Origin of the sequence: Maribacter litoralis, assembly GCF_003075045.1 — a bacterium.
GTDB classification, from domain to species: Bacteria; Bacteroidota; Bacteroidia; order Flavobacteriales; family Flavobacteriaceae; genus Maribacter; species Maribacter litoralis.
In genome coordinates, this window is record NZ_QCZD01000001.1 from 583,356 (window position 1) to 608,899 (window position 25,544).

28 protein-coding genes and 1 riboswitch are annotated in these 25,544 nt (G+C 35.1%); of the genes, 15 read left to right on the plus strand and 13 right to left on the minus strand.

What is annotated here, in order from left to right; translation table 11 throughout:
- Positions 1 to 2: 2 nt before the first annotated feature.
- The 3 genes from DCS95_RS02815 to DCS95_RS02825 are packed head-to-tail and all read right to left on the minus strand — an operon-like array spanning position 3 to position 1,596.
- Entirely contained in the window at positions 3 to 368 is a 366-nt protein-coding gene (locus DCS95_RS02815) for a VOC family protein (RefSeq protein ID WP_116769311.1), read from the minus strand.
- A complete protein-coding gene (locus tag DCS95_RS02820) occupies positions 365 to 898 on the minus strand; it encodes an SRPBCC family protein (RefSeq protein WP_116769312.1) in 534 nt (177 codons plus the stop codon). Before DCS95_RS02820 ends, DCS95_RS02815 begins: the two co-directional genes overlap by 4 nt.
- Before the next feature lie 41 nt (positions 899 to 939).
- Positions 940 to 1,596: a TrmH family RNA methyltransferase gene (locus DCS95_RS02825; RefSeq protein ID WP_116769313.1), complete on the minus strand. Its 657-nt coding sequence runs from the start codon at positions 1,594 to 1,596 to the stop codon at positions 940 to 942.
- A 47-nt stretch (positions 1,597 to 1,643) separates the two neighbouring features.
- Between DCS95_RS02825 and DCS95_RS02830 the strand changes: the two genes are divergently transcribed.
- The gene (locus tag DCS95_RS02830; RefSeq protein ID WP_116769314.1) at positions 1,644 to 2,330 is read left to right on the plus strand and encodes an SIR2 family NAD-dependent protein deacylase; all 687 of its coding nucleotides are present in this window, start codon (positions 1,644 to 1,646) and stop codon (positions 2,328 to 2,330) included.
- Here the strand turns inward: DCS95_RS02830 and DCS95_RS02835 are convergent.
- Entirely contained in the window at positions 2,299 to 2,772 is a 474-nt protein-coding gene (locus DCS95_RS02835; protein ID WP_116769315.1) for a heme-binding domain-containing protein, read from the minus strand. The two genes, DCS95_RS02830 and DCS95_RS02835, sit on opposite strands and share 32 nt — an antisense overlap.
- Positions 2,773 to 2,806: 34 nt before the next feature.
- Between DCS95_RS02835 and DCS95_RS02840 the strand changes: the two genes are divergently transcribed.
- The 3 genes from DCS95_RS02840 (at position 2,807) to DCS95_RS02850 (ending at position 5,850) form a co-directional block, all read left to right on the plus strand.
- The gene (locus tag DCS95_RS02840; RefSeq protein ID WP_116769316.1) at positions 2,807 to 3,388 is read left to right on the plus strand and encodes an adenylosuccinate lyase; all 582 of its coding nucleotides are present in this window, start codon (positions 2,807 to 2,809) and stop codon (positions 3,386 to 3,388) included.
- Positions 3,389 to 3,498: 110 nt separating this feature from the next.
- Entirely contained in the window at positions 3,499 to 4,842 is a 1,344-nt protein-coding gene (gene purB / locus DCS95_RS02845; RefSeq protein ID WP_116769317.1) for an adenylosuccinate lyase, read from the plus strand.
- A gap of 126 nt (positions 4,843 to 4,968) precedes the next feature.
- Entirely contained in the window at positions 4,969 to 5,850 is an 882-nt protein-coding gene (locus DCS95_RS02850) for a mechanosensitive ion channel family protein (protein WP_116769318.1), read from the plus strand.
- 149 nt (positions 5,851 to 5,999) lie between these two features.
- Here the strand turns inward: DCS95_RS02850 and DCS95_RS02855 are convergent, their stop codons facing one another.
- The 6 genes from DCS95_RS02855 to DCS95_RS02880 form a co-directional block, all read right to left on the minus strand.
- The gene (locus DCS95_RS02855) at positions 6,000 to 6,809 is read right to left on the minus strand and encodes a mechanosensitive ion channel family protein (RefSeq protein ID WP_116769319.1); all 810 of its coding nucleotides are present in this window, start codon (positions 6,807 to 6,809) and stop codon (positions 6,000 to 6,002) included.
- Between the two features lie 163 nt (positions 6,810 to 6,972).
- A complete protein-coding gene (locus DCS95_RS02860) occupies positions 6,973 to 7,512 on the minus strand; it encodes a DUF4252 domain-containing protein (protein ID WP_116770131.1) in 540 nt (179 codons plus the stop codon).
- Positions 7,513 to 7,572: 60 nt separating this feature from the next.
- Positions 7,573 to 8,115, minus strand: a complete 543-nt coding sequence (locus DCS95_RS02865) for a DUF4252 domain-containing protein (RefSeq protein WP_116769320.1) — start codon at positions 8,113 to 8,115, stop codon at positions 7,573 to 7,575.
- A 106-nt stretch (positions 8,116 to 8,221) separates the two neighbouring features.
- Positions 8,222 to 8,776 carry a DUF4252 domain-containing protein gene (locus DCS95_RS02870; RefSeq protein ID WP_116769321.1) on the minus strand — a complete coding sequence of 185 codons (555 nt, stop codon included), beginning with the start codon at positions 8,774 to 8,776 and terminating at the stop codon, positions 8,222 to 8,224.
- Between the two features lies 1 nt (position 8,777).
- On the minus strand, positions 8,778 to 9,215 hold the full coding sequence (locus tag DCS95_RS02875) for a hypothetical protein (RefSeq protein ID WP_116769322.1): 438 nt from the start codon (positions 9,213 to 9,215) through the stop codon (positions 8,778 to 8,780).
- On the minus strand, positions 9,202 to 9,711 hold the full coding sequence (locus tag DCS95_RS02880) for an RNA polymerase sigma factor (RefSeq protein ID WP_116769323.1): 510 nt from the start codon (positions 9,709 to 9,711) through the stop codon (positions 9,202 to 9,204). The genes DCS95_RS02875 and DCS95_RS02880 overlap by 14 nt, the downstream gene beginning before the upstream one ends.
- A gap of 220 nt (positions 9,712 to 9,931) precedes the next feature.
- On the opposite strand from DCS95_RS02880, the gene DCS95_RS02885 reads away from it, so the two are divergent.
- Together DCS95_RS02885 and DCS95_RS02890 are read left to right on the plus strand one after the other, a co-directional pair.
- Positions 9,932 to 11,476: a S41 family peptidase gene (locus DCS95_RS02885; protein ID WP_116769324.1), complete on the plus strand. Its 1,545-nt coding sequence runs from the start codon at positions 9,932 to 9,934 to the stop codon at positions 11,474 to 11,476.
- Between the two features lie 54 nt (positions 11,477 to 11,530).
- On the plus strand, positions 11,531 to 13,015 hold the full coding sequence (locus DCS95_RS02890) for a S41 family peptidase (protein WP_116769325.1): 1,485 nt from the start codon (positions 11,531 to 11,533) through the stop codon (positions 13,013 to 13,015).
- Positions 13,016 to 13,071: 56 nt separating this feature from the next.
- Here DCS95_RS02890 and DCS95_RS02895 read toward each other — a convergent pair whose 3' ends face one another.
- A complete protein-coding gene (locus tag DCS95_RS02895; RefSeq protein ID WP_116769326.1) occupies positions 13,072 to 14,943 on the minus strand; it encodes a TonB-dependent receptor plug domain-containing protein in 1,872 nt (623 codons plus the stop codon).
- A 71-nt stretch (positions 14,944 to 15,014) separates the two neighbouring features.
- A riboswitch (cobalamin riboswitch) is annotated at positions 15,015 to 15,269 on the minus strand.
- 70 nt (positions 15,270 to 15,339) lie between these two features.
- Here DCS95_RS02895 and DCS95_RS02900 point away from each other — a divergent pair.
- The 6 genes from DCS95_RS02900 (at position 15,340) to DCS95_RS02925 (ending at position 20,743) form a co-directional block, all read left to right on the plus strand.
- Positions 15,340 to 16,488, plus strand: a complete 1,149-nt coding sequence (locus tag DCS95_RS02900; protein ID WP_116769327.1) for an ABC transporter substrate-binding protein — start codon at positions 15,340 to 15,342, stop codon at positions 16,486 to 16,488.
- A complete protein-coding gene (locus tag DCS95_RS02905) occupies positions 16,489 to 17,508 on the plus strand; it encodes a FecCD family ABC transporter permease (protein ID WP_116769328.1) in 1,020 nt (339 codons plus the stop codon).
- 45 nt (positions 17,509 to 17,553) lie between these two features.
- Positions 17,554 to 18,306, plus strand: coding sequence for an ABC transporter ATP-binding protein (locus DCS95_RS02910; protein ID WP_244178362.1), 753 nt, complete (start codon positions 17,554 to 17,556; stop codon positions 18,304 to 18,306).
- A 112-nt stretch (positions 18,307 to 18,418) separates the two neighbouring features.
- The gene (locus DCS95_RS02915; protein WP_116769330.1) at positions 18,419 to 19,768 is read left to right on the plus strand and encodes a DNA recombination protein RmuC; all 1,350 of its coding nucleotides are present in this window, start codon (positions 18,419 to 18,421) and stop codon (positions 19,766 to 19,768) included.
- 33 nt (positions 19,769 to 19,801) lie between these two features.
- The gene (locus tag DCS95_RS02920) at positions 19,802 to 20,167 is read left to right on the plus strand and encodes a 6-phosphogluconate dehydrogenase (protein ID WP_116769331.1); all 366 of its coding nucleotides are present in this window, start codon (positions 19,802 to 19,804) and stop codon (positions 20,165 to 20,167) included.
- Positions 20,168 to 20,197: 30 nt separating this feature from the next.
- Positions 20,198 to 20,743, plus strand: coding sequence for an acyl-CoA thioesterase (locus DCS95_RS02925; protein ID WP_116769332.1), 546 nt, complete (start codon positions 20,198 to 20,200; stop codon positions 20,741 to 20,743).
- Here DCS95_RS02925 and pgl read toward each other — a convergent pair.
- On the minus strand, positions 20,724 to 21,449 hold the full coding sequence (gene pgl, locus DCS95_RS02930; RefSeq protein WP_116769333.1) for a 6-phosphogluconolactonase: 726 nt from the start codon (positions 21,447 to 21,449) through the stop codon (positions 20,724 to 20,726). The genes DCS95_RS02925 and pgl overlap by 20 nt on opposite strands.
- A gap of 34 nt (positions 21,450 to 21,483) precedes the next feature.
- Positions 21,484 to 23,016, minus strand: coding sequence for a glucose-6-phosphate dehydrogenase (gene zwf, locus DCS95_RS02935; protein ID WP_116769334.1), 1,533 nt, complete (start codon positions 23,014 to 23,016; stop codon positions 21,484 to 21,486).
- A 187-nt stretch (positions 23,017 to 23,203) separates the two neighbouring features.
- On the opposite strand from zwf, the gene gndA reads away from it, so the two are divergent.
- The 3 genes from gndA to DCS95_RS02950 are packed head-to-tail and all read left to right on the plus strand — an operon-like array spanning position 23,204 to position 25,538.
- Complete coding sequence (gndA, locus tag DCS95_RS02940) at positions 23,204 to 24,604, plus strand: NADP-dependent phosphogluconate dehydrogenase (RefSeq protein WP_116769335.1); 1,401 nt, start codon at positions 23,204 to 23,206, stop codon at positions 24,602 to 24,604.
- Between the two features lie 10 nt (positions 24,605 to 24,614).
- Positions 24,615 to 25,151: a DUF3124 domain-containing protein gene (locus DCS95_RS02945; protein WP_116769336.1), complete on the plus strand. Its 537-nt coding sequence runs from the start codon at positions 24,615 to 24,617 to the stop codon at positions 25,149 to 25,151.
- A gap of 48 nt (positions 25,152 to 25,199) precedes the next feature.
- On the plus strand, positions 25,200 to 25,538 hold the full coding sequence (locus DCS95_RS02950; RefSeq protein WP_116769337.1) for a ribose-5-phosphate isomerase: 339 nt from the start codon (positions 25,200 to 25,202) through the stop codon (positions 25,536 to 25,538).
- Positions 25,539 to 25,544 lie beyond the last annotated feature (6 nt).

Here is a 25,544-nt window from a genome sequence, read left to right on the forward strand (position 1 = left end):
TTTTATGTGTTGGAATGCAAAGCAATTCTATTGCCTTCAGTATCTTTTAGCAAACCCATAAATCCGTGCCCCTCGCCTATTTCGGTTTTGGGCTGTAAGATCTGTCCTCCAGCTGTTTCAACTTTATTCAACACGTTGGCAACATCTTCACATCCAAAATAAACCATAGCTCCATGGGTCATACTAGGTTTATATTCTTCATGTACTACCAATGCTCCGCTAGACTGCCCAACACTTTGTTTATCTGGGAATAAGCCCATTACAAATTCACCAAATTGATTTACCGTAATGGTAACATCAAAAATAGCTTCGTAAAATTTTTGAGCTCTTTCCATATTCGTTACGGGGATTTCAAACCATGCTATCATATCTCATTGTTTAAGTTATGTTTTAAATTCTCTAATCCCTGCTCAAAATCCTTACCAACCATTTTATCCATAGACATGAACAACATCATTATACTCATCGGAAACTTATTCTTTCCTGAAAAACCCCAAGTTACCTTACTTTTATTTTCATCTACTGTATCTAGATTCATATAACAGTCCGACTGGGATTTATATGGCTTAAAAAACCTTAAATCCTGTTCAATGCGTTCACCTTCCACAATTATTGTAATTTCTTGCTCACCTTCACCCACATCTTTATTTCCGTTCCAATGGCTAACAGCGCCGACCTCACCATCAACACCGGTAAAAGTAAGTTCCATATTAGGGTCTTTTCTTGACCATGGCGACCATTCTTGCTGTTTCTTGAGAAATTTTAAATGAGGCCAAACCTTAGCCGGGCTATGATTTAATGTGATACTTCTAGAAACGTGATATGTTTTTGGCGCAATTAAAGCCAGTAAAACTATCAACACCAATACTACCCCAAGAATAATTAATGCCGTATACATAATCTTTTTAATTAGTTGTTGATTAACAAGTTAACATTTTTTTAATTATCAGACTTATAACGCTCCAAAATATCATCAATACTCTTTATTGACTTTTGCGTCCAGTCTAATCGCCTTTCCAGCATTTCTGTTTCAGTTAACTTCCAATCTATATTTGAAGTTTTCAATTGCGTAGTCAACTGCTGAAGAATGATAGCAGCGGATACAGATATGTTTAAACTCTCGGTAAAACCTACCATTGGTATTTTTAAAAAAGCATCGGAGTTATCTAACACATATTCGCTCAAGCCTTTTTTCTCGGTACCAAAAAACAAGGCGGTTTTACCGTCTAATTTAAAATCTTGTAAGAGCGAGCTATCTGCGTGCGGACTCGTGGCCACTATCTTATACCCATTATTCCTTAAAGTATCTATGGCCGTTTCTGAATTTTGATATCTTTCTATATCTACCCATTTTTGGGCACCCATGGCAATCTCTTCATCTAAGCGCTTACCGTACTTACCCTCTATTAAATGTGCCGTTTGCACCCCAAAAGACTCACAACTTCTAACCACGGCACTTGTATTATGCATTTGATATACATCTTCAACAGCTACTGTAATATAATTGGTTCGCTGACTTAAAATTTCTGTAAATCTTTCTTTTCTATTTTCTGAAATAAACCCTTCTAAATAGTTTAAAAGCTCCATATCTATCATGCAACCAAGATAAGAAAAGTATATTTTTAAGCTTTATTTTAGTAGCCATGAAAAATATAGTTGTTTTAACCGGTGCAGGAATTTCAGCCGAAAGCGGATTGAAAACCTTTAGAGATTCTAATGGTTTATGGGAAGGACATGATGTTATGGAAGTTGCCACTCCAGAAGGTTTTCAAAAAAATCCTGAATTAGTTCTAAAGTTCTATAATCAACGAAGAAGGCAGTTACTTACCGTTGAACCCAATGCCGCACATAAAGCACTCGCAGAATTAGAGACTTATTTTAACGTAGATATCGTTACGCAAAATGTAGATGACCTTCATGAACGAGGTGGAAGTTCAAATGTGCTTCATTTACATGGCGAACTATTAAAAGCGAGAAGCGTTAATACTGAAAATGAAATTTTTGAATGCCGAAAAGATATTTTACTGGGCGATACTTGCGTCAACGGATATCAACTTAGACCACACATTGTATGGTTTGGTGAGGCTGTACCTATGTTAGAAAACGCAATAAAAATTACTGAAAATGCAGATTGTTTAATAATAATCGGTACATCAATGCAGGTTTACCCAGCAGCTAGTTTAATTGATTTCGTTAGTGCAGATACGCCAATTTACTTTGTTGACCCTAAACCAGCAATTTCTAGCGATGAACGAAGAAATTTAACCGTTATTTCAGAAAATGCAGTAATTGGGGTACCTACTTTGGTTGCTTCCCTAATTGATAGATAATTCTTGTTTGCTTTACCCATTCTACCAAATCGTTCATCTGGTTTTCTGAAAGTTTTGCATCTCCATGGGTATAGGTATATTCAGTCAATGGCATTTTACCTTCAACTACCTCCTCTTCGATCTCTTCTAGCAGATGATCTTTCTTATCTAGGGAATAGGTATCCCATTCAGAAAAATTTAAGTGCTCTTTACCCTCATTTACATGGTTTGCCATCCAATACGATATTGGTGCTATATTATTATACCATGGATATTTTGTATTATTACTATGGCAATCGTAACACGAATTTTCAAATAGACTTTTAAGTTCTGGTGTAGGATTCGTTTCTGTGATGAAAACTTTGACATGATTACCTGGAGAAACATTTTTTGTAGGACTAAAAAATTGCATGGCAATAAAAACGACCAAAACAACTAGGCTAATTTTTTTAAGTAATTTCATTTGTGGGGGAAATAAGGAATAAAGATACAATTTTATGAATAAGCTAGAGCTTTGTGAAGCACTGAATTACGTCACAGCTTTAAGGAAAAAACGCAGTAAAATGGCTTCTATTATAGAAGCCGACCAAAAATTGATTCCTATTCTTATAGATATTATCAAAGACGACATAAATCCGGTATCCTGCAAAGCAAGCTGGATTTTAGAATATGTGGCCAATAAAGATTTACAACCTATTTTATCACATATAAATACTTTTGTAGATGCACTTTCATCTATCTCTTTAGAATCATCAATAAGACCAGCAGCAAAAATTTGTGAATTATTGGTTTTAAACGAGTTTTCAAATAACAAACTTTCCCATAATCATAAATTGACCAACGCTCAACTAAATACAATTACAGAAGTTGCTTTTGATTGGTTGATAGGTGAACACAAAGTTGCGCCAAAAGCTTATTCTATGACCATTCTACTGTGGTTAGGAAATAGTATAAGTTGGATCCACCCAGAATTAATGCAGATTTTAAAACAAAATTATGAAACTGGTAGCTCAGCATATAAGGCCAGAGCAAAACGAACACTTAAAATTCTTGAAAAAAGACAACCAAGCAAAAATTAATTTATCAACTTAAAAAAATGATGTAATTAACTCCATAACTATTACTGTATATCGTTTTAAACTTTAACTCGAATAGGTATATTTGCCCCTTATTAATTTAACCATTGTTTATGTCTCTCAATGCATTAAGTGCCATATCTCCAATTGACGGCCGTTATAGTTCAAAAACCAATTCATTATCAGCTTACTTTTCAGAAGAAGCGTTGATAAAATATAGGGTAAGAGTTGAAATAGAGTATTTTATTGCTTTATGCGAAATTCCATTACCACAACTTTCTTCTTTTGACTCATCGAAGTTTGAAACACTACGAAAAATATACACAGATTTTTCTACTGCCGATGCCCAAGAAATTAAAGAAATTGAGAGAACAACTAATCACGATGTAAAAGCTGTTGAATACTTTATAAAAAAGGCATTCGATGCTTTGAACATTTCAGAATTTAAGGAATTTATACATTTTGGATTAACTTCACAAGACATTAACAACACAGCTATTCCTCTTTCCATTAAGGAAGCTATGAACAATGTATATGTTCCTCAATATTTAGAAGTACTTGAAAAATTGGAAAAATTGACCAAAGAATGGTCAGATATACCAATGCTTGCAAGAACACATGGTCAACCTGCCTCCCCTACTCGCTTAGGAAAAGAAATTATGGTTTTTGTTACCCGTTTAAAAGAGCAGTTTAATTTGCTGAACGATATACCAAGTGCTGCCAAATTTGGAGGTGCTACTGGTAATTTTAATGCACATTTAGTAGCATATCCTGCCATTGATTGGAAAGCATTTGGTCAAAAATTCGTACAAGAGAAATTAGGTCTTCAACATTCGTTTCCTACCACCCAAATAGAGCATTATGATCATATGGCTGCCTTGTTCGATACCTTAAAACGTATAAACACCATTATTTTAGATTTAGATCGCGATTTTTGGACCTATGTTTCCATGGACTATTTCAAACAAAAAATTAAAGCAGGCGAAGTGGGTTCATCTGCCATGCCACATAAAGTAAACCCTATAGATTTTGAAAATTCTGAAGGAAACCTTGGTATTGCCAATGCCCTTTTTGAACACTTGGCAGCTAAGCTTCCGGTTTCTAGATTACAAAGAGATTTAACCGATAGTACTGTTCTTAGAAATGTAGGCGTACCTTTTGCCCATACACTTATCGCTTTTCAATCTACCTTAAAAGGCTTGAACAAATTACTTTTGAATAAAGAGAAATTTGAACAAGATTTAGAGAATAATTGGGCAGTTGTAGCAGAGGCTATCCAAACGATATTAAGACGTGAAAGTTACCCAAACCCTTATGAAGCGCTAAAAGGTCTTACACGTACCAATGAAAAGATTAACAAGGATTCAATAGCCAACTTTATAGATACTTTAGAAGTTTCAGATGACATCAAAAACGAATTAAAGCAAATTTCACCTAGTAATTATACCGGAATTTAAGGTTGTTTTAATGCATTAAAAATTTTCTTTAGTCCATATACTTCATATCGCCCGTTTAGGGCGATATGCATTTTAGAATGTGCTTCTTATCATATATATTCCATTTGAACACAAATCTAAAATTGTATGCAAACAAATTTCTCAGTTGAAGAATCCGTAAGTAATCTATGGGATAAATTAGATGGTTGGCTTGAATCGATCATCTTAAAATTACCAAATTTGGCTATGGCGATATTGGTGATGTTTCTATTTTATTTTCTGGCAAGAGGAATACGCAAATTGCTTAAAAGAACTATTTTAAGAAAAATATCTCAAGTATCCATTCAAGAAATAATCGCAAAGGTGGTATTTGTATCCATTATTTTAATAGGATTTTTTATAGCCCTTGGCGTTTTGGACCTAGATAAAGTATTAACCAGCATTTTAGCAGGTGCCGGGGTTGTAGGTCTTGCCATTGGTTTAGCTTTGCAAGGCACATTGAGCAATACCTTTGGCGGACTCATACTTTCATTTATGCCACAGCTAAAAATAAACGACTTTATAACAGCTGATGGTGTTTCTGGCTTTGTAACGGAGATTAGTTTAAGAAACATCATAATTAAAAAGCCGGACAACAATGTGGTTGTTATACCTAATTCAAAGTTTATAGATAGTTCTTTTACCAATTACTCTATGAACAACAGAAATAGAATATTTGTTAACTGTGGTGTAGGCTATGAAAGTGACCTTCAAATGGTAGAAGATTTAACGGTAAAAGTTATTGCCGATAATTTTAAGCAAAATGATGGTGAAGATGTAGAATTCTTTTTTACCGAGTTCGGTGACAGTTCCATAAACTTTATGGTGCGTTTTTGGGCAGATTGTGTTAACGTAAAACAAGAACATGCTGCAAGACATAAAGCCATTAAAATTATCAAGAAACACTTTGATGAACGCGATATAAACATTCCGTTCCCAATTAGAACTTTGGACTTCGCAAAAAATAATTTACAGATTGTTAAAGAATAGAGCTCTTTGTGGTTAGGCGAAGATACCATCGTAAATTTTTGTCTTAAATTTCGAGAAAATCCTCAGAGCTTTAAAAACTCATTTATAAAAAAACCCGTTGAGCAAGTTCAACGGGCTTTTTATTAACTAACTAGACTAAATTATTTATTTTATTTATTTATTTGAACTTCATGTGGGTAAGGAATTTCAATACCTGCACTATCTAGAGCTTTCTTAGTTCCCTCAATAGTTGCGAAGTAAACATCCCAATAATCTTCTGGCTTACAGAAAGGACGCACAGCTAAATTCACCGAACTATCTGCCAATTCAGATACGTTAACTGATGGAGCAGGATCTTGTAATACTTGTGGATTTGACTTTAACATTGCCAACAATACTTCTTTTGTTTTCTGTAAATCAGATCCGTAATCTACACCAACTGTAGTATCTACCCTAATTTTACCTTCAGCAGTATAATTAACGATGTTTCCATTTGCCATTGCACCATTAGGTACTATTGCCAACTTGTTCTCTGGTGTAACCAATTTAGTCGTAAAAATCTCAATTTCCTTTACACTGCCAAGTACACCTTGCGCTTCAATTAAATCTCCAATTTTATAAGGCTTAAAAATGATCAATAATACACCACCCGCGAAATTGGACAGTGAACCCTGTAATGCCAGACCAATTGCCAAACCGGCTGCTGCAATCACCGCAGCAAAACTTGTAGTCTCAACACCTAATGTAGATACGACCGTTAAAATAAGAAATACTGTAAGTGCCCATTTTGCTAAATTCAACAAAAACCTTTTCAGCGACTCATCGTATTGTTGCTTGGTCATACCCTTATTAGCAACATTTATTAATTTTTTTATAATCCATGAACCAATAATATAAATAATTATAGCTCCAATAATTTTTGGACCATAGAGTACTATAAAATCAATTCCTTTATCCATCCAAATTTCTGCGTCTTTCATTTTTTTAATGTTTGTTAGGTTGTTATTTAATTGTTCTCATTTATTATGACACCAATATTCTTAAATGGTCACATTAAAAATAATGTTAAAGCACACGAAGGGCAAATAAAAAACCCGTTACATTACTGTAACGGGCTGTATTTAAGACAAATAAAATATATACTTAACTTTTAATTAAATCGCCAAGTTCTTCGAGTCCTTTACCATCAAAATTAGATTTTTCCATTGCCTGTATGAGTTTTACAAAACTTGCCGGGTTCATATCATCCCCTAATACACGAACCAAAACGAGTCCTTTTTCATCGTTATCTCCATAGATAATAACTTCATCAATGGTGTCACCATCTTCCTTTAATTGTAAGGTCGCTTTGCCATACGGAGTATTCATTTTCATAAGTTCACTATAATCCGATCCTTTGAGAATGGATTTAATCGTGTTTTTTTGAACTAAATAATCAGCTTCGTTTTCAGGTTTTTTAGGAAATGCCAATATATTCAGTTTCTTTACCGACGACGCAGCTTCTTTTTCAGCTGCACTTAATTCTGCCTGATCTAAATTTAATAGGCTTGAAGGCAAATCAAACGACATAAAATTAGGATTCTCTGCGTTTGCTATATAATACTCTTGTAAACTTTGTTCTGATGAACATGATGATATGACCAATGTAATGAACATGACCGTCATCCAATATAAGTTTTTCATATTCTGCTTTTTTACAAAAAGATCTTCCATTATCATGGAAGATCTTTATTTTTTAATATATTATTTTCCCGATGCTTTGTTCAAATCTTTGGGTAAATCCATTTTACTGGTCAATGTCCCTATTTTATTCAAATCTATATCGCCCGTAAGGCTAACTAGAACAGTTTCAAGTTTTCTGCCTTTATGCCCCACTTCAACATTTTCCAAACCGCTAACGAACATTAATAACTCTGATACGTGATCTTTCTTTTTACCATCCCTAACATAAAATTTCACGTTTACATCTTTATCTTTTACGCGCATCAACTCTTCTAACTTAGAAGACTTCAAGTATTTCTTAACGGTAGAAGACATATCTGCAGATACCGAACTATCCTCCGTCATAAATACCTTTACATTTTTTAATCCGCTAGCTATTTCCATAAACTCTTGCGCCTCTGGATCGTCGCTAATACTACCTATTTTAGAAACAAGGTCTATCATTCCCTTATTTACTATTACAGACCCAACATTATCCATATCTTCATATTTATCGAATACAGATTGTGAAAAACCCATTGCGGGTAAAATTGCCATTAAAAATACTACTGCTACTTTTCTCATGATTGTTGATTTTAAATACCTTCCCCTATTGAGGTTCTGGCGATTGATGAATTATTCTTTTTTATGGTAAGCGTGCCGTTTTAATCACCGACACGCTTATTTTACTTTAATTTCCCTTTTGGGCCGCTTTTCCTAATTGGTCACCACCTGGCAGATCCATTTTGTCGGTCAACTTTGATACCGACCTTAAATTGATGTCCCCTGTTAAGGACAATAGAACAGTTTCCAATTTTTTACCATTGACATCTATATCCATATCCTTTAAGCCGGTAACGAACATTAAAAGTTCTTTTACATGATCACTGTCTTTACCTTCTTTTACATAGAACTTTACATTAGAGCTACCGTCTCTTACTCTCATCAATTCTTCAAAAGCAGAACTCTTTAGCCTATTGGTAACCCAACTATCTACATCTTTTGAGATGGCCGCATCTTCAGTGGTAATTACCTTAAAGCTGGTAATTGAATTCACTAGCTCAAAAAATTCTTTTGCTTCTGGATCATCTGAACTAACACTCATTTTACCCAACATCTGAAACATTTTTGGTTGCATGGCAACAAAGGTTACCTTATCATTATCCTCATATTTTTCAAAAATATCTTGGGCAGTGCTAATTACCGGAGCTAACACTAAAAGTGCTAATACTAGTATCTTTTTCATTTTAATTATTTTTCGTTAAAAATTTATTCGTTGTTTTTTCAAATTCTTCTAAATGGTTCAGTTGTTCTGTACCTTTATTAAAATTCATTGCCAATAAGGCCAAAGCCTCTTTTGCAGATTCAATTTCCTCTGGTGTATACTCATCTGCCAAAGTAACAGGAGGTGGTGTAGGTTGATAAAAATAAAGACCTACCATAAAGATTGCTATCGCAGCAACGGATGCCCATTTCAAATAATTTTTTCTAGGTTTTAATGGTACCTGCTTTGTAAAGCGTTCTTCTTTTGCTTTTGTAAAGTAATTGAACAAAGGTGCATGCTGTTCTAAATGTGGAGCAACGTTACCCTCTGTAAAGTACTTTCTAAGTGTTTCTTCTTCGGCAACCGTGGTGGTAGCTTCAAAATACTTTTCTATTAATTTTTCTATGTTATGCAATTCCATAATTATGCTTTTCCATTAATTTTTCCCTTACGGTTTTTCTTGCCCTGGACAAAGCTACCCGTATGGCCGTAGGTTTCATATCCAGTAATTTTTCTATTTCATCATATTCATATTGTTCTACATCTCGTAGTTGTAATACCATTTTCTGCTGTTCAGGTAATTCTGCCATTATCCGTTCTACCCAATCAATACTATCTTTTGCCTCTAATTGACCTTGTAAAGAGGTACTAGAATCTGTGTAATTACTATGCACCAATTTTAAATTTCCGGCTTGTTTAGACTTCAAACGGTCCAAACAAAAATTCTTGGTCATGGTCATGGCAAATGCCTCTACATTATTATAACTGTCCATCATATTCTTCTTGGACCACAACTTAATTAAAATCTCCTGCGTTGCATCTTCAGCTTCTTCCGTAGATACCAATAACCTTTTGGCCATGCGGAACAATTTATCCTTAAACGGTAATACAGTATTTAAAAACTCTGTTTGTTTCATTTTGGTTTGGCTGTCTGTAACCTTTCTTATCGGTTTACAAAAAGAAGACGACACTGAACGATTTTTGTTACAATTAATTTTTATTTCTTTGACTTGTAAGTAAATTTAACATCCTATTACTAATTATATACGTACTTACTAAAATGTCTTTTTCGGTATAGTTTATGATAGTTCATAAATTCGTTAAAGCAGTATACCTTTATTAAAATTAAAAATTACTATGAAAAAATTTTTCTTGTCCCTCCTTTGTCTTGGGTTCATTGTTATCTCATGTAATAAAAACGATGACGACCCCATAATTGAAGATGTTGTAAAATCTACCGAAGAAGAAGATATCCCGGTTGTAATAGAACTAGAAAATGAAATAAATGATTTTATCTGGAGTGCTATGAATAGTTGGTATCTATGGCAAGATGAAGTTGTAGAACTAAGCGATGACCGATTTGCCTCTCAAAACGATTATTACGAATTTTTAAATGGTTTTGCAACACCAGTTTCATTATTTAGAACTTTAGAGTCTCCAAAAGATAGGTTTAGTGCAATAGTGGATGATTATGATATACTTTTTAATTCTTTTTCGGGTGTATTCAAAACCAACGGATTAGAATTTGTTTTAACTAGACCTCCTGAGGGAGGTGATAAAGTGGTAGGTGTTGTTAGGTATGTTATTAATAATTCTGATGCTTCAACAAAAGATATAAATCGAGGTGATATATTTTATGCGGTTAATGGAACCGAACTTTTTGCACAAACAGATGTTGATGGCAATATAACAAGTAGTAATCTTGACTTATTAAATCCTGATACTTTTACCTTAAATTTTGCCGACCTAACTGCTGAAGGTGTTGTTCCCAACGATGTTAATATCGAATTAGTGAAAGAAGAAATAACAGAAAACCCTATTCTTATTTCTAAAGTCTTAGAAGTTAATGGTACTAAAATTGGTTATTTAATGTACAATAGCTTTACTAGTAATTTTGATGAACAATTAAATACTGCCTTTTCTGACTTAAAAAGTGCAGGTGTTACAGAACTTGTTCTTGATTTAAGATATAATTTAGGTGGTTCTGTACAATCAGCCACTAGATTATCTAGTATGATTACCGGACAGTTTGATGGAGAACTTTTTGCTAGAGAGCAATGGAATTCAAAATGGCAATCTGTTTTCGGTTTTGAAAATACTTTCGTATCTGATATAGACGGTGCCCCTATAAATAGCCTTGGCTTAAATTCAGTTTATATAATTGCTACAGACGATAGTGCATCTGCTAGCGAATTGGTAATTAATAGTTTGACACCATATATAGACGTTGTTCATATAGGTGATGTTACAAGAGGTAAAAATGAATTCTCTGTGACTTTAGTAGACAATACTACCCAACAAGCAATCTTTGCAGAAGGTGAAAGTCCATCGCCAATACCATTCATCGTTTTAGGAGGTCAATTTACCACTGTTGAGGATTCGAATCCAAATCATAAATATGCATTACAACCTTTGGTAGGAACCAATGTTAACGCCGATGGTTTTGGAGAATTTACTAACGGACTTCAACCTGACTTCCTATTAGCTGAATCATTAGGTAATTTAGGACAACTTGGGGAGCAAGGAGAACCATTATTGGACCTCGCAATTGAAAAAATTACTGGCGTCACGGGGAAGTCCTTACATATAGATACACCTGAAAATTTAAAAATTCATACAATTTCAAGCTCAAATAGGCTTAAGCCTTTTAGAGAAGTTAGCAATTATGATATTAAGAAATAATAATTTAAATGTCGATACACACAAATTGCTTTATACAATTGTTAAATTTTGAACATGAAACACACTTTTAATAAATACCTTTTTGTTTTAATATCAATGTTTATTATCTCATCCTGCTCCAAAGACGATGATCTATCGTTGCCAAATACGGTTGATCCAGATGGATCGGCAGATGTAGAAGTACAAGATTTCATGTGGAAAGCAATGAACTTTTGGTATTTCTGGCAAGCTAATGTTGATGACCTGGCAGATGATCGCTTTGCTAATACCGAAGAAGGCAGTGCCGATTATACCGCATTTCTTGACTCTGAAGATGACCCTGCGTCTTTTTTTGATAATAAATTACAGTATATTGAAGATCGATTTAGCTTCTATAATGAAGACTACCGTGAACTTACCAATTCATTGGCCGGTATTTCTAAAAGTAACGGATTGGAATTTGGTCTTGTTCAATTTCAAGATAGTGATGAAATTTTTGGGTTTGTACGTTATATTGTTCCGAATTCAAATGCAAGTACAGTTGATATTCAACGTGGAGATTTGTTTACCGGTGTTGACGGACAAACGTTGACTATTGATAATTATATCGATTTACTTTTTGGTGAGAACGATACGTATACATTGAACATGGCAGATTTTGAAAACGGAAACATTGTGCCTAACGAAGAAGAGGTAACGTTAACTAAAGAGGAAGGACTTGCTGAAAACCCTGTGTTTCTATCCAAATCTTTTACCATTAGCGGTGAGAACATTGGCTATATTATGTATAACCAATTCACCAATGAATATGACGCCGACCTTTACGCTGCCGTTCAAGATTTAAAAGCTGCAGGAATCACCAATTTAATTATGGATTTACGCTACAACCCTGGTGGCTCTGTAAATACTACTAGGTTATTGGCCAGCATGATCTATGGTACAAACACTTCCGATCTATTTCTTAGAAAGAGATATAATGATAAGTTACAAGAGCAATTTACAGATAGTCAATTAGAAGTGTATTTTGCCGATGAGATTGACGGGGAAACAATTAATTCTCTTGGCTTCGATAAATTATACGTGATTACCTCAGCCAGTTCCGCATCAGCTAGTGAGTTATTGATCAATAGTCTTGAACCTTATATCGATGTTATACAGATTGGTGACGTTACCAGGGGTAAAAATGAATTCTCCACTACTTTGGTAGATGACCGGGAAAATTCATATTTATATACACCTTCAAGAGTTAATAATATTAACCCAGACAACCAATGGGCAATACAACCTTTAATTGGTAGAAATGAAAACGCAGATGGTTTTTATGACTTTACAAGCGGTTTACAGCCAGATTATGAGTTGAAAGAAGATTATAGCAACCTTGGTATTATCGGTGAAGAAAACGAGCCTTTATTAGCAAAAGCCATAGAGGTTATTACTGGTGCTAACGGTAAACGCGACTTTACGGTAAATTATCCCGTAGAAATTATTAGCAGTTCTAAAGAGTATAGTTTAATGAGCGATAAAATGGTTGACGATACGGTCTACAATTTAGAATTCTAAAATTGAGGAATCAAACAATTTAAAAAGGGACAGCGAATTCGCTGTCCCTTTTTTTATTATAAACTCAAGGTAAACCCTAAGCGTACATTTCTGCCCCTGGTGGTATAAGAAACCAATTCTGTATATTCTTCGTTCAATAAATTATCGACTGCTAAAAATGCCGATAAGGTACTGCAAAACTCATGTTTCAATTGCAAATTTGCTAGGCTAAAACTATCTAAGGTCACTTCTGAAAAGGTAGCAAAATCAGTATCCGTTCTATCCGATACAAATTGATATGCCAATCCTACATAAGTTTTATCCTTTATTACATAACCTAAAGTTGCATTGATTTTACTCTTAGGCACCCTTAAAGCCAAACCTTCTTTAGAATTTGTATACGTATAGTTGGCATCAAAAGATAGTCCTTTTGCCAGTTCTGACCGCACCCCTACTTCTACTCCTTCAAAATGTGCCGTTTCGGCTGCATTTCTGTACTGGCTTTCAAAAGTAACCGGATCAATAGTTACATATTCTATACGGTCGTCTTCTTTTCTATTAAAGTAAATAGCATTGATTATAAAAGTATCAGATAATTTAAACTCCAAACCACCCTCTATCGTGCTATCTTCCTCTGGATCCAATTCTGGATTGGCACCAAATGGTCCGTATAATTGCGATAAGTTTGGTGCAATGTAGGATGTAGCATAACTACCCATAAACTTCAGGTATCCACTATTGATGTTAATTCTGTAAGACGGATTTATATTATAGATAAAATTAGAGCCATATTCACTATGGTTGTTTAATCGCAGACCTGCATTTACATTTATGCCCTGCTTACCTACATAGACCGCATTTATATAAGGGTCAACCGTATTTGAATTATAATCTTCAAAAAACAAAGTTTTATAATCTATATAATTTACACCTATTATCGTATGAATGTATTCTGTAAAGGTGTATTTATTAAAAACATCCAACACATATGATTGTGAATCATAACTAGCAGGAAAACTAGATTCAAAAGCCCTCGTAATTTGATTAAATGCCGTATTTACATTAATACTTCCGTTTTCATACTTATATGCAGAACTTAAACCAAATCTTGACTGTTCACTGGTAAAGTAGATATCTGCATCTTCTATCGGAAATCCATTATCGTAATCGCTATTCAATTTATTATAAAAAGCAGATACGTTAACATCTAAGCGTTCAGAAAATTGATATCCCACTTTAAAATTACCATCTATTCTAGAAACTTCATCTGATTCCGTTCCTATAGCAGCTGATAAACCATCTGTGTTTTGATGTCCTCCGGAAGCCAAAATAGATAATTTTCCGTATTTAGCGGTCAAATTCACCGTATTCGAAATATCGGAAATATTATAATTCTGATCTGCTTCGGTCTGGTTTGTACCATAGCTAGAGATAACATCCAAGGCTAGACCTTCTTTTTTAGCTTTCTTTGTTGTAATATTTATTACTGCGGTTGCCGCTGCATTACCGTATAATGTACTTGCTGCACCTTTTAAAATTTCTATTTGTTCAATTTGATCTGTATTCAATAAACGAAGGTCATATTCTGCACTGGTTCCTGAAGGGTCAGATACCTGAATACCATCGATAATTACCAAAACTTGGCGGTTGTTACCACCTCTTACAAACGTAGAAAGATTTTGACCGGCAAAACTTCTGGATCCGTTAATTTCAATTCCGCTTTTGGTATTGATGATTTCAGCTACTGAACGACCTTGATTTTGTTTCAATTCTTCTTGAGAAATTGAAATCACTGTTTTTCCAGAATTTTCACGCTTTAATTCAAAACGCGAATCACTTACGACTACTTCATCTAATTGTAGCGTTTTAGTAGAATCTTGCTCTTGCTGTGCTCCTACTTTTGCACATAATAATACAGTGACCGTTGGCCACAAAAAATAATTTTTCATTCGTTTAAATTCATAAACGGGAGCGTAGTATGTCTGTACCCATACGCAAACTTTTATCCCGAAAGTTTAACATTGTTTGTTTGAACCAGGCAGGTCTCCTGACTTGTTTAATACTATTTTGCCTTCCCATGATATCCAAACCGGTTTGGATCACAAAGTGGCTTTGCAGTAAATAGCACCTTCTAAAAGAAGTAACCAACAGATTCTATTCGCCAATAAAATCGTTTGAAATAAACTTACAGTTGCGGGAACAGTTCCGGATTTTCACCGGATTCCCTTTTAATTTCATTACCAAGGCAATGAAAACCAAAATTCACGGCGAAAGTAAACATTTAGTTTAATCTTTCTAAGTAAACTTTTATAATACTACATTTGAAAACTAGATGTAAACCCACCATGCTTAAACGATTACTTTTTAGTACCTCCATTCTCTTTTTATGCGGATGCAAGCAAAAAGAAAAAAATGCAATTCACAAACAAACTACTACCAGCAATGTGCATATACAATATGCAAATGGTTTTAGTATTGTAAAAAAAGCTAATGGAATTACGGTTATTAATGTACTGACACCCTGGGCAAATGCTGAAACTACTTATAGCTACGCTTTGATCCCAAAAGATATTCAAGCAAACATAACTTTAGACAAAAATAAGTACGATGCCATTATCTCTACACCGGTAGAAAAGGTTGTCGTCACCTCAACGACCCACATTCCCGCTTTGGAGGAATTAGGTGTTTTAAATCGGCTTATCGGTTTTCCTGACACGAAATATATATCTTCAAAAGCGGCAAGAAAACGAATAGCATCAGGACAAATTAAAGAGCTTGGAGTCAATGAAGATTTAAATACCGAAGCTGTTCTAGCATTACGACCAGACCTTATTTTTGGATTTTCAATCAATAATGGCAATAATACATACAAAACCATTCAACGTGCCAACATACCTGTGGTATACAATGGTGAATGGGTAGAAGAAACTCCGTTAGGAAAGGCGGAATGGATAAAGTTTTTCGCTCCGTTTTTCAATAAATCCGAAGAAGCGGACATCATTTTTAACCGTATCGAGAAGGCATATCTTGAAGCCAAGAAATTAGCTTCTAAAGCGGAGAAAAAACCAACTGTAATTAGTGGCGCAATGTATAAAGATGTATGGTATTTGCCCAGCGGCAAAAGTTGGGCCGCAAATTTTCTGCGTGATGCCAATGCGAATTACCTTTGGAAAGATACCAATGAAAAAGGAAGCCTTTCGCTAAGTTGGGAAAGTGTTTTAGAGAAAGGTCAAAATGCAGAATACTGGATAGGTCCAGCCCAATTTGGTTCTTACCAAGAAATGCAATCTGCCAGTCATCATTATGCACAGTTTGATGCCTTTAAACAACAAAAAGTGTTCACTACCGCAAATACTAAAGGTGAAACCGGTGGTACACTATATTACGAATTAGCTCCACAAAGACCGGATCTTGTTTTAAAAGATTTAATTCATATTTTACATCCTGGTCTGTTACCCAACTATATACCCTATTTCTTTAAACCACTGCTTTAATTGTCAAATTTGCCTACATATCGCATTCGTTTTACCATACTCCTGCTGGTATTGCTGCTTTGTGCTTGTATAAATATTTGCCTAGGCTCTGTGAATATTGCATTCATTGACAGCCTTAAAATATTATTTGGAACTGTTACGGAAAACTCCTCTAACTATTATATCATTTGGGAATACCGATTACCAAAAGCACTAACGGCAATAATGGTTGGTGGCGGATTGTCATTAAGCGGATTACTAATGCAAACCTTATTTAGAAACCCATTAGCAGGACCTTATGTACTTGGTATAAGTTCCGGAGCAAGTTTAGGTGCCGCATTATTAATTATGGGTGCTTCATTAATTACTTTATCCGCCTTTAATTATATAACCTTAGCATTGGCATCTAGTTTGGGCAGTTTTTTGGTTTTGTCGTTAGTTTTAGTAGTTGCCGCAAAGGTTAAAGACACTATGGCTTTATTGATTATCGGACTTATGTTCGGTAGTATAACCGCGGCTATAGTTAGTGTATTATCCTATTTTACCAAAGCCGAAAAATTACAGCAATATATTTTTTGGTCTTTTGGCAGTTTAGGCGATTTATCTTGGGGGCAGTTGTTGGTTGTTGCATTATGTACATCATTGGGGATTCTTCTTAGCATACTATCAATTAAACCTTTAAATGCTTTTTTACTTGGTGAGAATTATGCCAAAAGCTTAGGTATTGGTTTACAAAAATCTCGCTACACTATTATTATAGCAACGGGACTACTTGCAGGGTCCATAACCGCATTTGCAGGACCAATTGCTTTTGTAGGTTTAGCGGTACCGCATGTTACACGCCAATTATTCCATACTACCGATCATAAAATCCAAATTCCAGCGGTGCTTTGCTGCGGTGCCATTTTAATGTTATTATGTGATACTATCGCTCAAATTCCCGGTTCGGTAAGTGTTTTACCTATTAACGCCATAACAAGTATTTTTGGAGCTCCTGTAGTTATTTGGCTATTGGTTCGCAAACGTAAAATGATATTTTAATTTAAAACAGACATTATCTCCCATAACACTCAACATACCACCCTTTTGATCAACGACCTCAACATTGGCTATGAGGGTAAGGTGGTTGCTTCAGCTATTTCTTTTAGTTTACAAAAAGGAGAGCTTGCCGCTATTGTGGGGGTCAACGGAATTGGTAAATCTACATTGCTACGTACGCTAGGAAATTTTCAACCTAAAATTGCTGGTTCCATACGGATAGATGGCAAAGAATTAGCTACTTACAATGAACAACAAATAGCATCAAAAATAAGTGTGGTACTTACAGAACCTATCGCTTCTAAAAATTTATCGGTTTACGAGCTATTAGCATTAGGTAGACAACCCTACACTAATTGGTTGGGGAAATTAGGTACTAATGACATTTCCGTAATCGATAAAAGCATAGCCCTATTGGAGCTAGCACCTTTCTTAAATAAAAAATGCTTTCAACTAAGCGATGGGCAACTACAACGGGTACTAATAGCACGTGCATTAATTCAAGATACCGATATTATATTGTTGGATGAGCCCACAACGCATTTAGATCTATATCATAAAGTTTCAATTTTAAAACTATTAAAATCTATTGCCCACCAAACTAATAAAGTCATTTTATATACCAGTCACGAAATTGAACTTGCTATTCAACTATGCGACAAAATGTTGATATTAGATGGTGACACCAATGCTTTTAACCAACCTTGTAAACTTATTGAAAATAATAGTTTTGACTCTCTGTTCCCTCCCGATACCATTTCTTTTGATGCTACTACCGGTTCTTTTAAGATTAAAAAATAGCTATTTTAACATTTATCAGAAATTAGACAGGGTATGTTAATTAAAAACAGACCAGCTCTTTTAAACTTTACTTTGCAATCAAGTATCTTTACAAGATCACTGTAGCATTCACATGAACGAAATTTACATTTACATAGCCATAACAATCCTCTGCCTTGCCATTGGCTATTTTCTTGGTAATTATATTCAGCTGTTAAAAACGAAATCCCGACAAAGTATGTTAGAGGAGCGGGAGCAGCAAATGCATAATAACCTTTCTGTTTTTCAAGACCGACTACAGGAAAGTGAAAAACAAAAACTTCAACTACAATCTGAAAAAGAACTTTTAAGCCATAAAATTGTTCGCTACCAAGCAGATATTGAAAATTTACAGCATAAGAACAGTGAGCAGAAAGATGAAGTTGAAAACCTTCAAGAAAAATTCACCAAAGAGTTTGAAAATCTTGCAAATAAAATTTTAGAAGAAAAAAGTTTAAAATTTACAGAGCGTAACGAGAAGAACATAAAAAACATCCTCTCTCCTTTAAATGAAAAAATACTGCTTTTTGAAAAGAAGGTGGAAGAAAGTCAAAAGGAAAACATAAGTATTCATTCAGCTTTAAAGGAACAATTATTAAACCTACAGACCCAAAACATTAAAATTACCCAAGAAGCTGAGAATTTGACCAAAGCCTTAAAAGGTGACAGCAAAATGCAAGGTAATTGGGGAGAGTTGGTATTAGAGCGTGTTTTGGAGAAATCGGGATTGGAAAAAGACAGGGAATACACCGTACAGCAAAGTTTTACCCGTGATGACGGAAGCCGAGTACTACCCGATGTTATCATCAACTTACCCGATGGCAAGAAAATGGTGGTGGATTCTAAAGTTTCCCTTACAGATTACGAGCGTTACGTAAATGCCGAAGATGAGCTTAAAGAGAAGTATTTAAAAGACCACTTTAACTCTCTTCGAAGACATGTAGACCAATTATCCGCTAAAAAGTACGAAGACCTTTATGAAATGGAGAGTCCCGATTTTGTACTGATGTTCGTACCAATAGAACCTGCTTTTGCTATTGCCATAAATCATGATAGTTCATTGTACAATATAGCATTTGAACAGAATATAATTATTGTTACGCCCTCTACTCTTTTGGCTACCCTACGTACTATTGACAGTATGTGGAACAACGAAAAACAACAACGAAATGCCATTGAAATTGCCCGACAAGCGGGTGCTCTTTATGACAAGTTCGAAGGCTTTGTTGGTGACCTTATGAAGGTGGGTAAAAAAATGGACGATGCCAAAAGTGAATATCGTGGCGCAATGAACAAATTGATAGAAGGTAGAGGCAATATTGTGACCAGTATAGAAAAGCTTAAAAAAATGGGTGCAAAAGCAAAAAAATCTATCCCAGAATCCTTAATTAATCGTGCAATGGAAGATGAGGATTTTGAAGAAGAACCTAAATTAAAATTATAAACCAACCACTTATTATACATTAAAACTAAACACATGAAAAAGATCGTTTCATTATTTTTATTAGGCATTGTCGTAATCGGTGCGCTTTATTATGCCTTTATATACTTCGTAACCTTTAGCGAAGGTGTACGCTCTGGAGAACTCATTAAAATAAGCCACAAAGGCGTACTGGTTAAAACTTGGGAAGGTGAAATTAGCCAGGGAATTTCTGGTGCACAAATTTTCTCATTTTCCGTATTGGACAAGGATAAAGAGGTCATAGAAAAATTACAGGAATACCAAGGTCAGTATGTAAAGGTGAATTATGTAGAACGCTATACGACCTTCTTTTGGTTGGGCGACACCAAATACTTCATTACCGAAGTTCACCCTGAAAAATCACCTCATTTTAGAAATTAACTAACCCCAGAATATTATAGCAACAAGTTTATGGAAAAGTTTAAAAGTGTAAAAGAATCTAGAGTTTCTATAACAGAGTTGATGCTTCCGTCCCACTCTAATTTTGGAGGAAAGGTACATGGCGGGCATATATTGAACTTAATGGATCAAATTGCCTTTGCCTGTGCCTCTAAACACTCTCAACAGTATTGTGTAACCGCTTCTGTTAATCGAGTAAACTTTCTAAACCCTATTGAAGTGGGTGAACTGGTCACTTTGAAAGCAAGCATCAACTATACAGGTAGAACATCTATGGTAGTTGGTGTTCGTGTAGAATCGGAAAATATAACATCGGGTACTAAAAAGCATTGCAATTCATCATATTTCACCATGGTAGCTAAGGGAACAGATGGTAAAAATGTTCCCGTACCAGGTCTTATCATAACAGATGATCAAGGAGTAAGAAGATTTGCACGCAGCAAATACCGTAAACTTGAAGCTCAAGAAAGAGACACCAAGTTTGAATCTAAATCCTTCAACTCAGAAGATTATATTAAAGAATTGAAATCTGAGAATATTAAGATTGATATGAAGTAAGCAATTTTGCCGCGGCAGCATCTAAGAACCAGACCAAGTCTTTTGTTTTAGGCGCCACGTGACTTGCTGGGTAATCTATATACCCTTCTTCCCTATCCACAATTACTTTCACTTTTTCAGCCTTGCTCTCCCCTGTTACCAAAAAAGTAACGGTTTTGGCATTATTGATTATTCTACCGGTAAGTGAAACTCGTTTTTGACCAGATTCTGGGTGTGTAGCCACTTCGCAATTATCTGGAGAAACCCATAAATTGATTTCGTGCGGAAAAATAGATGCCGTATGCCCGTCATCACCCATACCCAAAATCACTAAATCGAATTGAGGCAAGCCCAATTCTTTTGGTAATTCTTTTTCCAGCAGTTCTCCATATCGTTTTGCTTCTTGCTTTGGATCTGCCTCACCTTTTATTCTATGAATATTTCCTTCTGGTATATCTACTTTAGAAATAAGATGCTCAACCGTCATTTTATAATTGCTCTCATCATCATCTGGTGCAACACACCTTTCATCTCCCCAATACAAATGAATATTTTTCCAATCTATATCATTTGAAAATTCATCCGCTAAAACATCGAACACTATTTTAGGTGTACTACCACCAGATAAGGCAATGTGAAAAGCCTCTTGAGTACCCGATTTTTCAATTAGATACTTAGAGAACTCTTCTGCTACCTTTATTTTATTTTGATATACTTTTAATTCCATTCTAAACTTTTACTTTAATTATAATGCCGTTTAATTAGCAAATAACACAATAGCCAGATTCGTCTGCCAAGTTCTCGCTAGGGTTACGCCACTCACCCAATCCTTCTATAAGATCATTGGCGTTTTCTGGTCCCCAAACACCGGCTGCATAACCGTACATTTTTACATCTTTACTATTTTTCCAATACTCTAGAATTGGATCCACAAATGCCCAGGCAGCTTCAACCTCATCTGCTCTTGCATATAAAGTAGCATCACCTTGCATGGCATCTAACAACAGACGCTCGTATGCTTCCATTACGTGAGTTTCGGTTAAACTAGAATAGTAGAAATCCATATTTGCACGTTCTACTTCAAAACCTTGACCAGGTACCTTTACTCCAAATTTAATCAAGATTCCCTCATCGGGCTGAATTCGAATGACTAATTTATTGTCTTTATTACTTATGCCCGACTCTTTAAATATCTGATGATGTGGAGTTTTAAAATGTATAACTACCTCTGTTACCTTTGTAGGCATTCGCTTGGCCGTTCTTACATAAAAAGGTACATCTGCCCAACGCCAGTTATCGACAAAGAACTTAATTGCAGCAAATGTCTCTGTTGTTGAGTTTTCATCTACACCTTCTTCTTCACGGTATCCCTTTACTTCTTGACCATCAATTTTAGAGGCTACATACTGTGCCCTGATCGTATTTTCAAAAAGCGTTTGCTCATCCTTCATAATCTTAAGAGACTTCAATGCCTTCAATTTCTCATTACGAATTTCTTCCGCATCTGCACTTAATGGAGGCTCCATTACTATTAATGCAACAATTTGCAATAAATGGCTCTGAAACATATCTCTCAATGCACCAGATTTATCATAATAGCCACCTCTTTTTTCAACACCTACACTTTCTGCATTGGTAATTTCCACATGGTGAATATAGTTACGGTTCCAAAGTGGCTCAAAAATACTGTTGGCAAAACGCGTTACCAATAAATTCTGTACCGTTTCTTTACCTAAATAGTGATCAATTCTAAATATCTGACCTTCCTTAAAATAGGTATGTAGCCCATCATTAAGTTCCTTAGCTGATTCTAAACTATAGCCAAATGGCTTTTCTACAATTAGTCTTCTCCAACCTCTAGATTCGTCATTCAACCCTTGATCAGATAAATTCTTCGCAATTGGTTCATATAAACTAGGTGGTGTAGACAAATAGAACATATGGTTACCATTGGTGCCATATTTTTGATCTAAATCTGAAATACGTTTTTCTAAACGCTCATAAGAGGTATCATAGTCTGAACCTAAATCTTCATAAAAAAGCTTATCGGCAAATTTCTGAATATAATCCGCATCGAACTCCTCTCGCTCCTTTTCTAAATATGGACTTTCTAAAACTACTTTGTTTCTAAATATTAAATCGCCCAAATCACTCCTACTCACACCTAATACCACAAAATTTTCAGGAAGATCGTTTCCTTTATATAAATTGAATATTGCAGGTATTAGTTTTCTTGCCGTTAAATCTCCAGATGCTCCAAAAATTACGAGCATATGATTTTCTGTCTTTTTCATTTTTAGGTAGATATTCTTTTATTCGTCAAATATCTTAAAAAGTACGCCATTATCGGGCTTTATTAAGATACAATTTGGATTTAAAGTCAATATTTTAAATTATTTTTGATTCGCATTATGTTACAAACAACAAACAGCTATTAAGTTGTAACATTTCAATGTCTTTTAATTATAAAACATTCAATTTATGTATGATTTTGGTTTAGTAGGTCTTGGGGTAATGGGACAAAATTTTATCTTAAACGTGGCAGATAACGGATTTTCTGCCTATGGATATGATTTAGATGATGAAAAAGTTGAGGCCTTAAAGACTTTAGGTGGAGATTTAGATAAAGTAAGTGCTTCTAGCAACATAAAAACATTTGTAAAAAATTTAAAGCAGCCTCGTAAAATTATGCTTTTGGTACCGGCGGGAAAAATTGTCGATGGGGTAATAGAATCACTTTTACCGCATATAGACAAGGGTGATATCATCATTGATGGCGGAAACTCCTTTTTTACCGATACCGATAGAAGAGAAGCCGGTTTACAAGAAAAAGGAATCAACTTTTTTGGTGCCGGTGTATCTGGTGGCGCAAAAGGTGCCCGTAGAGGACCAAGCATTATGCCTGGTGGTTCAAAATCTGCGTACGAGCATATTCAACCAATTTTTGAAGCCGTATCGGCAAAATATAATGGTGAACCATGTGTTGCCTATTTAGGACCTAAATCTGCCGGAAACTATGTGAAAATGGTTCACAATGGTATAGAATACGGGTTAATGCAACTAACTTCTGAAATTTATGATGTTCTTAAAAAAGGAGGTGATTATGATAATGATGAGTTACATAGCACTTTTGCCAAATGGAACTCAGGTAGACTGCAATCTTTTTTAGTTGAGATTACATCTGAAATTTTTGAGCAGGAAGATGATTTGACCAAAGGCAGATTGGTAGATCAAATTCTAGATAAGGCAAAACAAAAAGGTACCGGTAAATGGACAAGCCAAAATGCCATGGATCTTGGTATTCCTGTACCATCTATAGACGTTGCTGTTAGTATGCGTGAACTATCTGCCCTAAAGGATGAAAGAATCAAAGCTGATGCTTTGTATGACAGACCATCTGTTACACATATGGATAAAAAGAAGTTAGAAGAGCTTACCGAAAAAGCGCTTTACTTTTCATTCATTATCACATATTCTCAAGGTCTTCATCAATTGGCAGATGCCTCTAAAGAATATGGTTACGATTTGGATATATCGGTTATTGCAAAAATATGGAGAGCGGGTTGTATTATACGTGCCGGACTTTTAGCAGATATTACAGAAGCATTTAAAGCGGAACCAACATTACCTAATCTTTTACTTTCTCCTAATTTTGTTGACAAAGTAAAAGATACGGTTGGTGCAGCTAGAGAATTAGTGGCATTTGGAGCACAGAACGGAATTCCTTTACCTGGACTATCAAATTCACTTACATATTTTGATGCATATACTTCTAGCAAGTTGCCATTAAATTTAATTCAAGCACAACGTGATTATTTCGGTTCTCATACGTATGAGCGTTTAGATCGCGAAGGTATTTTCCATACGGAATGGGAAGATTAAAATATGACATTTGAAAAATAGAAAGTTTATTGGTGGTATTTGCCTTTTTTGTATTCTTGCAATAACAGTATTCTCTTGCAGACAAAAATCTGCGGAAGAGGTGCCTGTTGAGATTTTAGATAATCATACATTGAATAGAAAGGCAAATACCGCCTCAAACAATGCTCTTAAAAGACAAGTTTACGTACCTATTTATTCAGATATCTATAATCAAACAAGAGATTCTCGAACGCTACTGACGGCTACTTTGAGTATTAGAAATACTAGTTTAAAAGATAGCCTTTTCGTAAGTAAGATCGACTATTACAATACCGAAGGAGATTTGGTACGAAGCTATATAGACTCCCCTATTTATCTTACCCCAATGGAAACTATTGATTATGTCATAGAACAACAAGACACCTCGGGTGGTAGTGGTGCTAATTTTATGATAGATTGGTATTCAAAGAAAAAATTAAATCCTTTGTTTCAAGCTGTTATGGTAGGTGGTCTGGGAGCTCAGGCATTCTCTTTCACCACTGAAGGCATTGAAGTTTTCGAAGAATAGCTCTAAGCTTTTAAAATATACTTAAGTCTACTTATCACACTACACAACATGTATACCATTTATGTTATAGAACTATCTAAAAAAGTATACACTGAACATAGAAAATTCAGAGAAGCCAACCCGCAATTTAACGGTGTGTTAGAATGCTTGTATGTGGGCATGACCAGTAAAACCCCAAAGGAACGATTTGATCAACACAAGAAGGGAACTTTAAGCAAAAAAGGACACAACATATCTTCTAAAATTGTTAACAAGTACGGACTCTACCTACGCGGTAGTCTTTTTAACCACATAGACCCAGTAACTACAAGAGCAGAAGCATTAAAAATTGAAAAGGAGCTTGCTCTAGAGCTAAGGCGAAAAAAGTATGCCGTTTGGTTTAATTAAAATTAC